Here is an 11,534-nt window from a genome sequence, read left to right on the forward strand (position 1 = left end):
TTGGCGCTATGTGGGTCCGATACCCCAGGCCGCCACAGAATTCAGTAGTACCTGTTGGCGCTGTTATCCGCGCAGCAGATGAATAAACCGCTTTCCCCAAGGGCAACAAAGAGAAGGAAAACACCGTGAACCCGGTAATCAAGAAGTTCCAGTTCGGTCAATCGACCGTAACCCTCGAGACTGGCCGTATCGCCCGTCAAGCCTCCGGCGCAGTGCTGGTCACCGTTGACGACGACGTCGCCGTACTGGTCGCCGTAACCGGTGCCAAGACCGCCGACCCAAGCAAAGGCTTTTTCCCGCTGTCCGTGCACTATCAGGAAAAAACCTACGCAGCCGGCAAGATCCCTGGCGGTTTCTTCAAGCGTGAAGCGCGTCCTTCCGAGAAAGAGACCCTGACCTCGCGCCTGATCGACCGTCCGATCCGTCCGCTGTTCCCGGAAGGTTTCCAGAATGAAGTGCAGGTTATCTGCACCGTGATCTCCACCAGCAAGAAGACCGATCCGGACATCGCTGCGATGATCGGTACCTCGGCTGCCCTGGCGATTTCCGGCATTCCGTTCAACGGCCCTATCGGTGCCGCGCGCGTAGCCTTCCACCCGGAAACCGGCTACCTGCTGAACCCGACTTATGAGCAGCAGAAAGCCTCCAGCCTGGACATGGTTGTAGCCGGTACCAAAGACGCCGTGCTGATGGTCGAATCCGAAGCCAAAGAGCTGACCGAAGACCAGATGCTGGGTGCCGTACTGTTCGCCCACGACGAGTTCCAGGTCGTGATCCAGGCCGTTACCGAGCTGGCCGCAGAAGCCGCCAAGCCGACCTGGGACTGGCAGCCGAAGCCGGAAAACACCGAACTGCTGGCCGCTATCCGTGGCGAGTTTGGCGAGGCGATCTCCCAGGCTTACACCATCACCGTCAAGCACGAGCGTTATGCCCGTCTGGGCGAGCTGCGCAATGAAATCGTTGCCAAGTTCGCAGGCGAAGAAGGCCAGCCGTCCGCTGGCGAAGTCAAAGACGCCTTCGGCGAAATCGAATACCGCACCGTGCGCGAGAACATCGTCAACGGCAAGCCGCGTATCGACGGCCGTGACACCCGTACCGTGCGCGGTCTGAACATCGAAGTCGGTGTGCTGGCCAAGACCCACGGTTCGGCGCTGTTTACCCGTGGCGAAACCCAGGCCCTGGTAGTTGCCACCCTCGGCACCGCCCGTGACGCGCAGCTGCTCGACACCCTGGAAGGTGAAAAGAAAGACCCCTTTATGCTGCACTACAACTTCCCGCCGTATTCGGTCGGTGAGTGTGGTCGCATGGGCGCTACCGGTCGCCGCGAAATCGGTCACGGCCGTCTCGCTCGCCGTTCCGTAGCTGCCATGCTGCCGAGCGCTGACGAGTTCCCGTACACCATTCGCGTGGTATCGGAAATCACCGAGTCCAACGGTTCCAGCTCCATGGCTTCGGTTTGCGGCGCTTCCCTGGCCCTGATGGACGCCGGTGTGCCGATGAAGGCACCGGTGGCCGGTATCGCCATGGGTCTGGTCAAGGAAGGCGAGAAGTTCGCCGTACTGACCGACATCCTTGGTGACGAAGACCACCTCGGCGACATGGACTTCAAGGTAGCTGGTACCGCCAAGGGCGTGACCGCGCTGCAGATGGACATCAAGATCCAGGGCATTACCGAAGAAATCATGGAGCAAGCGCTTGAGCAGGCTCTGGAAGCGCGCCTGAATATCCTCGGCCAGATGAACCAGGTGATTGCTCAGTCGCGCACCGAACTGTCGGCCAACGCACCGACCATGATTGCGATGAAGATCGACCAGGACAAGATTCGCGACGTGATCGGCAAAGGTGGCGCGACCATCCGTGCCATCTGCGAAGAGACCAAGGCTTCGATCGATATCGAAGACGACGGCACCATCAAGATCTTCGGCGAAACCAAGGAAGCGGCCGAGGCCGCGCGTCAGCGCGTCCTGGGCATCACCGCGGAAGCCGAGATCGGCAAGATCTACGTCGGCAAGGTTGAGCGCATCGTTGACTTCGGTGCCTTCGTCAACATCCTGCCGGGCAAGGACGGTCTGGTGCACATCTCGATGCTGAGCGACGCTCGGGTTGAGAAGGTCACCGACATCCTGAAAGAAGGTCAGGAAGTTGAAGTACTGGTACTGGACGTGGACAACCGCGGCCGTATCAAGCTGTCGATCAAGGATGTAGCTGCTGCCAAGGCGTCGGGCGTTTAATCGCCGCGTCGTTTAACAGCAAACAGAGGGCCCTTCGGGGCCCTCTTTTTTTGCCTGGAATATGCGGTGGGCGCGCGGTTACTCAGGCTATTGGGTCAATAAGCCATGCTGGCGATCTGCCGCAGGTCGGGCCGTGCAATATGCCTTGTTGCAAATGCCAAAGCATGCAGATTGCACGAAAGCGGGGTTTGGCTTTTATTTACAAGTAATTGATTTATATAGATTTAAATTATTTTTCTCGCTTGGCACAGGAGTTGCGACAGTCCTGTTGAAGCTGCAGCGTGGAATGGCTGCAGATGAATTCGAACGACACAGGAGCCCTACCCATGAAAAAGCCAATAAGCCATTTTGTTGTTGCCGCCGTTAGCGCGAGCGTCCTCAGTCTGTCCCTGGCTGGTGCTGCCTTCGCCGACAACAACTCCGCGCTGCAGCCGCTTCAAGTGGCAGAAACCAGCAGCATGGATCAGGCTGGGGAAGCGGTGACTGATACCTGGATCACCGGCAAGGTAAAGTCGACCTTTCTCGCCGAGTCCAGCCTGAGCGGTATGGACATCAAGGTTGAGACCAATAAGGGCGTGGTAGCGCTCTCTGGGGTTGTGGCCAGCGATGCCGAGCGTGAGCTGGCAATTGCCAAGGCTGGCGAGATCAAAGGCGTGACCGCAGTCTCCGCCGACGGCCTGCAAACCTCGCAATAAGGCAATGGATGCGCGCCGGACCGTGCGGTCCGGCGTTACTCAACGATGAGGACAGATAGATGAACTCCGACGTAATCAAAGGCAAGTGGAAGCAGATCAATGGCAGTATCAAGGAACGCTGGGGCAATCTGACCAACGACGATCTGGATGTCGCCGAAGGCCATAGCGAATACCTGGTCGGCAAGCTGCAGGAACGCTACGGCTGGACCAAGGAAAAGGCTCAGGACGAGCTGCGTGATTTCAGCAGCAAGCTGTAAGCGCAACCTGCACTAACAAGGCCCCGCCGGCTCTGCCCGCGGGGCCTTGGTGTGTCTGGGGGCAGGTGCGGATTTAGTTACCGCGCTTGCTGTCGATCTTGATCAGACGATTGCCTTCGAAACGCAGGTAGTAGTACATGCCGTTGCGCGGGCCGTAGGACCATTCTTCGACGCTGACTTCATTGCGAAAGCCATACTCGTCGATCACCTCGCGGTAACCGAGAAAGTCGCGGGCCAGGGGCTCGCCGCATTTGCTGCTGACTACGCTGGTGGAGTCTGTGGTACTGATCAGGCCATTGTCGCAACGCAGGGTCGAAGAGGCCTGGGCGCAGAAGGGCAGGAGTATCAGCACGGCGCTGAGCAGTCGTTTCATGGGTGATCCATATCCAGAGAGATGACCAACAGGGTTCAGTTGCTGCGTCTGCGCTCGATCGAGCGCAGCCGGTTACCCTCGAAGGTGAGGATGCTCAGCATGCCGTTGTCGGGGCCGTAGACCCATTCCTCGATCTTGTATTCGCGTCGCTCATAGGCCCCCAGGCTATAGCCGACCAGGTCGCGGAAGGCCGGTTCGCCACATTTCTGGTGCACCTCGAAGCTGCGGTCGCCGACGGAAACAAGCTGGCTGCCGCAGCGCAGGGTGTCGGCCAAGGCCGCAAATGGGGTGCAGAGCGCGAGCAGGGTCAGGATTGCCAGTGAGAGACGCATGGGGGCTTACCTTATTCGCTGTCCAGGTGCAGTGGCGTGGCTACGCGGCCATCGCTGTCTGCCTGGCCCAGACTAACATCGAGCAGGTAGATACGCTCGTCCGCCAGTCCGCCCTGATCGACCAGATAGTCCTTGATTGCCGCGGCTCGGGTCTGGGCCAGTTGGCGTTGCAGCAACTGGCTTTGTCCCCAGGATTGCACCACGGCCTCGCGCATTTTTGCCGCGCGTTCGTCGTCGTCCAGTTCCTTCCATTCGGCCGGCGGTTGCTGTTTCAGGCGGGCGCGGTAAATGCCTTCGAGCAGCGCGCCCTGTTCGTCCTCGGGTACCTGCAGCTGGCTGGTTTCCGCCGGTACCGCATCGCCCCGCCGTTGCAGGATGCGGTAGTAGATGTTCTGGTATTCGCGCTGCAGGCGCTGCTCGGCCAGGGGCAGGCCGTCGCTGCTCTGGGCGCTCATGCCTTCGACTTCCAGGCGCAGGGCCGGGCGCTCCTGCAGGGCGCTGGCCAGGGTTTTCAGGGCATTTTGCGCCTCTTCGTCCAGGGCACTGCTGCCCGGGGGGAAATGCACGGTGCTCAGGTCCATCTGCGAGCCGCCGCTGACCAGCCCGCCGATAAACTTGAAGGGAGCCTGGGCCGCGCGCAGTATCAGGTTGCGCAGGGTTTGCCAGACGATCGGCATCACGCTGAATTGCGGGCTATTCAGATCGCCGCTGACTGGCAGGTTGATGGCGATCTTGCCTTCGCTGTCCTTGAGCAGGGCCACCGCCAGACGAATGGGCAGATCCACCGCGCTGGGGCTGTCGACCTTTTCCCCGAGCTGCAGCTGTTCCACCACCACACTGTTTTCAGCCGTCAGCTGGCCCTTGCTGATCTGGTAATGCAGGTCCAGGTTGAGCCGTCCCTTGCGGATGCGATAGCCGGCGAACTTGCCGGAGTAGGGGGTCAGGGTGGTCAGCTCGACCTGCTTGAACTGGGTATGGATATCCAGGCTGTCGAGCGGATCGAAGGGGTTCAGCTTGCCCTTGATGCTGACGGGGGCATAACGGTCGATCTTGCCGGCGATATTCACGCTGGCGGGTTTCTGCGTCTGGCTGTCGAGGGTGCCGATACGTCCCTCGAGCTGCTGGATGGCGGTGGCGAAGTTGGGGGTCAGGCTGAAGTCGGCAAAATTGGCCGAGCCATCCTTGAAGGCGATCTCACCGATATGAATCGCCAGCGGCTTTTCCGTCGTATTGGCAGCGCTTTGGGCGGTGCTTTGCGGCGCGGCCGGTTGTGGGATGATCAGGTCGCTGACGTTGGTGGTGAGGTCTTCGTTGATGATAAAGCGCGCATAGGGCTGGTCCAGCTGCACCTTGTCGATGCTCAGGCTGGTGCCGTGCTGGTAGTTCAGGCCGAGCAGGTCGAGTTGTTGCCAGCGCAGGAAGTCGCGCTCCTTGAGGGTGTCCAGGCTATGCAGCTGGTTGACCTGGGCCTTGCCGCTGATGCTCAGAGCCAGGGGCTCGGTGCCGTTCAGCTGGACGTCGAGGTCGCTGCCGAGCAGGCCGCTGCGTAGTTCGATGCGCACAAAGGGGCTGAGGTAGGCCTGGGCCACCCGTAGGTCGATGGCGCTGCTGATGACATTCAGGCTGGCGGTGGTCGGGCTCAGCTGCACCTGGCCGCTGGCCTGCAGCTTGCCCTGCTTGCCGACGCCGGTATCCAGCTTGAGCTTGAAGGGCGAGGTGCCGAGGCTGTCGAAGTCCTGCAGGTCGAGGTTGAGCGGGCCGAGCTCGATGGCCACCGCCTGCTCCGGCACGCGGTCGGCCAGATGCACTTGGTAGCCGCGCAGTTGCGTATCGCGTAGCAGTACCTGCCAGGGTTTGCTCGGCGCTTCTGGCTGGCCGGCGCTGGCTGTTTGCAGAGCAGCCGATTGCTCCGCGGTGGTCGTGTCTTTCACCGGCTCGGATGCTGTCGCCGTTGTACCGCTCTCATTTGCTGCGGGTGCCGGTTTGGCCGGCTGGCTGGCCAGCAGCTTCTGCCAGTCGATCTGGCCATCGGCCTCGCGGGCGGCCCAGGTTTCCAGTTTCTGGCTACGAATCTTGCCGACGATGATCTGCTGTTTGACCAGGTCCACACTGGTTTCGCTGATATCCAGGCTTTCCAGGCGCAGCAGCGGTTTGTCTGCCGTGCTCTTGATGGCGAAGTTGCTCAGGCTGAGCTGGGTATTGTTCAGCTGTAACTCGGTGCCTTTGGCCAGGTTAAGGCTGTAGTCGCTGCTGAGGTTGAGGCTGCCGTCTTCCAGCACCAGGGGTACGGCATCGCGTACATAGGGCCAGATGACTTTCAACTTGCCGTCAGTGACTTTCAGGCTGCCGCTGGAACTGATCGGTACCAGGCTGAGGTTGCCGGTCCAGTCGATGCGCCCGCCTTTGGGGCCGGTGGCGACCAGGGTCATCTCGGCATTGTCGCCTTGCAGGGTGCTGAGGTTGAACAGCTCGAAACTGAGGTCGTCGTAGGTAAACTCGATCGGCTCGCTGGGGCGCAGGTCCTGAAAATGCACGTTGCCACCGCTCAGTTTGATCCGCGCGATACGCAGCGGAAACGGATCACTGGCCGGCTCTTCGGTCGCGGGTTGCTGGCTGGAGGGCAGTTTGAACAGCTGGGTCAGGTTGAGCCGACCGTCCTTGCCGAACAGCACTTCGCTGTGCGGCTTGTCCAGCTCGATATCGGCCAGGTGCAATACGCCGCTCCACAGGCTGTTGAGTTGCAGGTTGGCGTACAGGCGCTCGAAGGCAATCTGCTGCTGTTCGGCTTCGCCAATCTGCAGGCCCCAGAGGCTGAGTTCCAGGCTGAAGGGGTTGAGTTGCAGGCGTTGCAGCGTGGCGGGTACTTCGGCGTACTGGGCCAGTTGCTGGTTGACGATGCGCAGACCGATACCGGGCAAAATCAGAAAGCCCAGCAGGCCGTAGAGGGCAATGGCTATAGCGAGTGCGCTGGCTGCGCGCTTTAATCCTTTAAGCATGAGAACGTCATCTATCCCGACGAGAAATGCCTTGGAGTATGGCACGCGCATCGGGTTCCACAGAGGCCCTGGGCGGGATTTTCTATGCCTTTGCGGGGTCGATCAAAACTGCAGAATCAGGGTCTTCAGCGGCGGCTGGCCGTCCAGGGAGGGGAAGTCCGCCGCCGGTGCCAGCACCTGACAATCGCGCACCGGGCGGCCGAGCTTTTCCGCGCAACGCAGCACCTGGTCGCGCCAGTCGGCCATGGTGACCTTTGCCAGGTTATTGCAGCAGATCAGTACGCCATGCTCGGCGGTGGCAAGGATCGCCGGCTTGAGCAGGCTCTGGTAGTCGCGCAGCAGGTCGACGGTGCCGAAGGCGCTCTTGGCCCAGGCCGGCGGATCGAGCAGCACCAGGTCGAACTGGCGTTGTTCAAGGCGCGGGTAGTGCGGCAGCTTCTGCCCGCGCCGCGCATTGATCGGCAGGCCGGCCAGCTGGCGGATCGCCGGAAAATAGTCCGATTGAACAAACTGCATGGGTGCCAGCTCGGGGTTCAGTGCGCCATTCTCGCGGCCCACCGCCAGGTTGCCTTCGGCGAAGTCCAGATTGACCACCTCGCTGGCACCACCTGCGGCGGCGCTCAGGCCGACGCCGCAGGTGTAGGCGAACAGGTTGAGCACCGACTTGCCGGCACTGTGCGCCTTGACCCAGCCGCGGGCGTTGCGCAGGTCGAGAAACAGCAGTGGGTCTTGCCCTGCGTGGCGGCCGCGTACGCGGTAGTTGAGACCCCACTCATGGCCGATCAGGTCTGCCAGTGCCTCGGGTGCGGCCTGGTAGACCGGGTCGCTGCGGTCGACCCGCGAGTTGCCCTGGGAGCGGTCGTTATAGACCAGTAGCAGTTGCTCGCCGAGGCTGGCCTGGCATTGCTCTGCCAGCTGCAGCAGCTCATCGCGGCCAAGGCTCTGGTGAAAGCTCTGCACCAGCAATTGTCGGCCGTAGCGGTCGAGGGTCAGGCCGCCGGCACCTTCCTGGCTGCCGTGGAACAGGCGGTAGCAGTCGGTGCCCTGGCTGTGCAGCTCGGCGAGCAGGGGCTGGCGGTGGGCAAGGGCGGCGCGCAGCGCCTGGTCGAGAGCAGGCATGCGCGGCGACTCGGAAAAAGGAAGGCGCGCAGTTTAGCAAGAAAAGCGCCGGGGTTTGCCCGGCATAGTCTCAGCCCTCGGCGAAGCTGCGCAGCTCCTCGCCGGCCAGGCGATAGCGAATCCACTCGTCCTGGGGCTTGGCCCCCAGGCTCTGGTAGAACTGGATGGCCGGTTCGTTCCAGTCCAGTACGCTCCATTCCAGGCGCGCGCAGCCGCGGGTACAGGCCAGTTGTGCGAGATGGCGCAGCAGCTGCTTGCCGGCACCACCGCCGCGCTGTTCGGGGGCGATATACAGGTCTTCCAGATAAAGGCCCTGGCGGCCGAGCCAGGTCGAGTAGCTGAAGAAATACACCGCATAGCCAATCGGCACGCCGTCGCGGCTGCAGATCAGCGCATGGGCGGGTGAGCCATCGGCAAACAGGCTTTGCTCGATATCGGCGACGCTGGCCAGCACTTCGTGCGCGGCCTTCTCGTAGATCGCCAGGTCGGTGATAAAGGCATGGATCAGCGCGGCGTCGCTGGGTATGGCCGGGCGAATGTCAAAGGTCACGGAGTACTCCTGGATGGTCTGGTTTTCTCTTGGCTCGCGGCGTTTGCGCCGCCGAGCTTATGGTAGCGGTTACGCGGGGGGCCTCTGATCCTCGCTGGCGAGCTGCCCACTCGCCGGGCGCGGGCCTGCTGCAGAGGCCAGGTAGGCGGCCAGCATCTCGGTCAGGCTATCGATCAAGTCCTCTTCGCTCAGGGGCGGGTTATCCAGCGCCAGGTAACGCACCAGCGTCATCAGGGTGCCGTTGATGATCACGAACAATACCGGGATGGGGTTTTCGATGGGGTACTCGCGGACATGGCGCAGTAGATAGCGTCGGCACACCTCGGACAGGTGCTGTTCCAACCGATCAACCACGCGCAGAGTCTGCAGCTGCTGCCAGTGCCGCACCACCTCCAGATAGCGGCCATCGCCGCCGCGGATAAATGCGAGCATTTCGCCCAGCAGCATCTTCACCGCCGTTCTGACATCGGCTGCCAGCAGCTGCGTCATGCGCGCATCGATCAGGCGCGTCATGTCCAGCGCCATGCGTTCGAGCAGCCCCTCCAGCAGCTCCTGCTTGTTGGCAAAGTACTGGTACAGCGAGCCAATGCTCACGCCGGCCTCGGCCGCCACCCTGTTGGTGGTCAGGTTGGCCAGCCCCTGGCGTGCGATCACCCGGCCACTGGCCTCCAGGAGGATATCCACCATCTGTTGCGAGCGTTGTTGGCCGGGTCGCTTGCGCATGACTGCTCCATTGCGAATTTAATGCGAGCTAATACTCGCATTAACATCGGTGGCACACAATCGCATGGGAGCGACCGAGTATGCAGGCCACCTGTTCCATTCCAACCGAGCAGCAGCTACAACCCCTGGGGCCGGAGTCGCTGACGTGGCGATATTTCGGTGATCTGCGCGGGCTGCTGTTGATCAGCCGCGTCGGCCTGTTGCAGAACCTGCACCCGAGCCTCGCCGCTGGCGTGCAGGACCATTCCGACCTGTTCCTGAACCCCTGGAACCGCCTGTTCCGCTCCATTCCGCCGATTCTCGCGGTGGTCTATGGCGGCAAGCAGGCGACGGCGACCGGTCAGCAGATCCGCGACTGGCACCGCCAGATCAAGGGCGTGGACGGCCATGGGCAGCGCTATCACGCCCTCAGCCCGGAGCTCTTCTACTGGGCCCATGCCACCTTCTTCGAAGGGCAGATCGCCATGCAGGCCGTTTTCGGCACGCCTCTGGATCAGGCCACGCAGGAGCGCCTCTATCAGGAGTCGATCCAGTGGTATGCCCTCTACGGGTTGCCGATGGCGACGGTGCCGGCCGACTACGCGGCGTTCAGGGTCTACTGGCAAGGCATGCTCGATAACCGCCTGGAAATGACCGAAGTGGCCCGCTGGTTTCTCGCCGGCAACCCGAATCTACCGCCACCCTATCCCTGGATGCGCGGCCCGCTGTGGTGGGTGCTGCGGCCCATATTCGACCGTGGCGCACGCTGGCTGGCGGTGGGCACCTTGCCTGTGGACCTGCGTCAGCGCCTGGAGCTGCCGTGGACCGCGAAGGACCAGCGGCGTCTGACGCGCCTGGCCTTTGTTGTCCGGAACCTGTGGAAGGTGCTGCCACAACGCTGGCGCTATTTCCCCCAGGCGCACGCCGCGATGCGCAGGGCTCAAGGGCTGGGTTGAGGCGCAACGCAGCGAAGCCCGACGAGAGGTGCCACTGTCGGTTGGGCTTCGCTGCGCTCAACGCCAACCTACGGCTTGTCGCCTTGCAGCACGTGACTAAAAAACTACTCCAGCAGGCTCTCGCGGCTCCAGTGTTCCAGCGCCTGGCTCAGCGGTAGCACCTCGCCGGGGCGACTCAGGGCGTAGCCGGGCAACTGGCCGATGCGCGCCTGGAATTCCGGGTGTTGCAGCACCTCGAGCAGCGCGCCCATGGCCGGCAGCGCCAGGCTGTCCTGGTGGCAGAGCAGGCAGTAGTGCTCGCGGGCCATGGGGATAAAGGCCAGGCCGAACATCCGTGCCGCCGCCTCGACGCCAAAGCCGACATCGGCCATGCCGCTGGCGACATAGGCGGCCACTGCGGCGTGGGTGTATTCCTCGTTATGGAAGCCGTCGATCCCGGCGCTTTCGATCTGCGCCTGTTGCAGCAGGCTTTCCAGCAGCATGCGCGTGCCCGAGCCCTGTTCGCGGTTGACCAGGCGCAGGCCGCGGCGCTGCAGATCGGCCAGGCCGGTGATGCCCAGCGGGTTGCCGGGGGCGAGGATCAGGCCCTGGGTACGCACCACGAAGGTGATCACCCGGTGTTCGCTGCGCAGCCAGGGCTGGATGCGCGCCATGGCCAACGCGCCCAGCGGCCCGGCCGGCACGTGCAGGCCGGCCAGCTCGCAGTCCTGGCGCTGCAGCGAGAGCATCGCCTCGACCCCGCTGCGAAACTGCAGCTCCCACTGCCAGCGGTTGTCCTGTTCCAGCCATTCGCGCAGCGCCGCCACGGCGAAGCCATGGCTGGCATGGATGCGCAGGCCGGGGCGGGTTTCCTGTAGCGCACGGTTGAGTTCGACCTCCAGTTCGCCGGCGAGGTTGTCCAGTTGCGGGGTCAGGCGTGCGCGGATGCGTTGGTCGGCGCGCAGCAGTTTTTCCCCGAGGCTGGTGAGCTGCGCGCCCTTGCCGCGCTGCAGCTCTATCAGCGGGCTGCCGAAGAAGGCTTGCCACTTGCCCAGCAGGTTCCAGGCATGCCGGTAGGAATAGCCGCTGAGGGCGGCGGCGTCGGTCAGCTTGCCGCAGTCGTGGACGTTCTGCAGCAGGCTCATGCCCTGGGGGTCGAGGCTGCTGCCGTCGATCTGGTGAAAGCGCCAGCGTGGTTGGATTTCGATGCGGATCATATGCTCTCTGCTTCATATTTGATCGGGCGTAACCGCATGTTAGCTTGGTCTTCCGCGGTTTTCATGACCTGCAAATAAGAACTTAATTTCATATGTTGTGCGCCTGAGAGGTCGCTCAATCGCTCGC

11 protein-coding genes are annotated in these 11,534 nt (G+C 62.4%); 4 read left to right on the forward strand and 7 right to left on the reverse strand.

Annotation, left to right across the window (positions count from 1 at the left end):
* Positions 1–125 precede the first annotated feature (125 nt).
* The 3 genes from pnp (at position 126) to WMW70_RS15600 (ending at position 3,183) form a co-directional block, all read left to right on the forward strand.
* The gene (pnp, locus tag WMW70_RS15590) at positions 126–2,231 is read left to right on the forward strand and encodes a polyribonucleotide nucleotidyltransferase (protein ID WP_341438372.1); all 2,106 of its coding nucleotides are present in this window, start codon (positions 126–128) and stop codon (positions 2,229–2,231) included.
* Positions 2,232–2,557: 326 nt separating this feature from the next.
* Positions 2,558–2,926 carry a BON domain-containing protein gene (locus WMW70_RS15595; protein WP_341438373.1) on the forward strand — a complete coding sequence of 123 codons (369 nt, stop codon included), beginning with the start codon at positions 2,558–2,560 and terminating at the stop codon, positions 2,924–2,926.
* Between the two features lie 59 nt (positions 2,927–2,985).
* Complete coding sequence (locus tag WMW70_RS15600; protein ID WP_341438374.1) at positions 2,986–3,183, forward strand: CsbD family protein; 198 nt, start codon at positions 2,986–2,988, stop codon at positions 3,181–3,183.
* 73 nt (positions 3,184–3,256) lie between these two features.
* Here WMW70_RS15600 and WMW70_RS15605 read toward each other — a convergent pair whose 3' ends face one another.
* From WMW70_RS15605 to WMW70_RS15630, 6 genes are all read right to left on the reverse strand, one after another.
* The gene (locus tag WMW70_RS15605) at positions 3,257–3,556 is read right to left on the reverse strand and encodes a DUF2845 domain-containing protein (RefSeq protein ID WP_341438375.1); all 300 of its coding nucleotides are present in this window, start codon (positions 3,554–3,556) and stop codon (positions 3,257–3,259) included.
* Between the two features lie 35 nt (positions 3,557–3,591).
* On the reverse strand, positions 3,592–3,888 hold the full coding sequence (locus tag WMW70_RS15610; RefSeq protein WP_341438376.1) for a DUF2845 domain-containing protein: 297 nt from the start codon (positions 3,886–3,888) through the stop codon (positions 3,592–3,594).
* An 11-nt stretch (positions 3,889–3,899) separates the two neighbouring features.
* Entirely contained in the window at positions 3,900–6,884 is a 2,985-nt protein-coding gene (locus tag WMW70_RS15615; protein WP_341438377.1) for a DUF748 domain-containing protein, read from the reverse strand.
* A 102-nt stretch (positions 6,885–6,986) separates the two neighbouring features.
* The gene (locus tag WMW70_RS15620; RefSeq protein WP_341438378.1) at positions 6,987–8,003 is read right to left on the reverse strand and encodes a class I SAM-dependent rRNA methyltransferase; all 1,017 of its coding nucleotides are present in this window, start codon (positions 8,001–8,003) and stop codon (positions 6,987–6,989) included.
* 70 nt (positions 8,004–8,073) lie between these two features.
* Complete coding sequence (locus WMW70_RS15625) at positions 8,074–8,553, reverse strand: GNAT family N-acetyltransferase (RefSeq protein WP_341438379.1); 480 nt, start codon at positions 8,551–8,553, stop codon at positions 8,074–8,076.
* Between the two features lie 69 nt (positions 8,554–8,622).
* Positions 8,623–9,276, reverse strand: coding sequence for a TetR/AcrR family transcriptional regulator (locus tag WMW70_RS15630; protein ID WP_341438380.1), 654 nt, complete (start codon positions 9,274–9,276; stop codon positions 8,623–8,625).
* An 80-nt stretch (positions 9,277–9,356) separates the two neighbouring features.
* On the opposite strand from WMW70_RS15630, the gene WMW70_RS15635 reads away from it, so the two are divergent.
* Positions 9,357–10,211, forward strand: a complete 855-nt coding sequence (locus WMW70_RS15635) for an oxygenase MpaB family protein (protein ID WP_341438381.1) — start codon at positions 9,357–9,359, stop codon at positions 10,209–10,211.
* A gap of 104 nt (positions 10,212–10,315) precedes the next feature.
* Here WMW70_RS15635 and WMW70_RS15640 read toward each other — a convergent pair whose 3' ends face one another.
* On the reverse strand, positions 10,316–11,407 hold the full coding sequence (locus tag WMW70_RS15640) for a substrate-binding domain-containing protein (protein WP_341438382.1): 1,092 nt from the start codon (positions 11,405–11,407) through the stop codon (positions 10,316–10,318).
* Between the last annotated feature and the right edge of the window lie 127 nt (positions 11,408–11,534).

Origin of the sequence: Pseudomonas sp. XK-1 (genome assembly GCF_038069885.1) — a bacterium.
Taxonomy (GTDB): Bacteria; Pseudomonadota; Gammaproteobacteria; order Pseudomonadales; family Pseudomonadaceae; genus Aquipseudomonas.

Excerpts from the sequence above, each read along its gene's own strand:
- WMW70_RS15620 (WP_341438378.1), bottom strand. The coding sequence starts at position 8,003 with ATGCCTGCTCTCGACCAGGCGCTGCGCGCCGCCCTTGCCCACCGCCAG.
- WMW70_RS15615 (WP_341438377.1), bottom strand. The coding sequence starts at position 6,884 with ATGCTTAAAGGATTAAAGCGCGCAGCCAGCGCACTCGCTATAGCCATT.
- WMW70_RS15595 (WP_341438373.1), top strand. The coding sequence starts at position 2,558 with ATGAAAAAGCCAATAAGCCATTTTGTTGTTGCCGCCGTTAGCGCGAGC.
- WMW70_RS15605 (WP_341438375.1), bottom strand. The coding sequence starts at position 3,556 with ATGAAACGACTGCTCAGCGCCGTGCTGATACTCCTGCCCTTCTGCGCC.
- WMW70_RS15610 (WP_341438376.1), bottom strand. The coding sequence starts at position 3,888 with ATGCGTCTCTCACTGGCAATCCTGACCCTGCTCGCGCTCTGCACCCCA.
- WMW70_RS15600 (WP_341438374.1), top strand. The coding sequence starts at position 2,986 with ATGAACTCCGACGTAATCAAAGGCAAGTGGAAGCAGATCAATGGCAGT.
- WMW70_RS15630 (WP_341438380.1), bottom strand. The coding sequence starts at position 9,276 with ATGCGCAAGCGACCCGGCCAACAACGCTCGCAACAGATGGTGGATATC.
- WMW70_RS15640 (WP_341438382.1), bottom strand. The coding sequence starts at position 11,407 with ATGATCCGCATCGAAATCCAACCACGCTGGCGCTTTCACCAGATCGAC.
- WMW70_RS15635 (WP_341438381.1), top strand. The coding sequence starts at position 9,357 with ATGCAGGCCACCTGTTCCATTCCAACCGAGCAGCAGCTACAACCCCTG.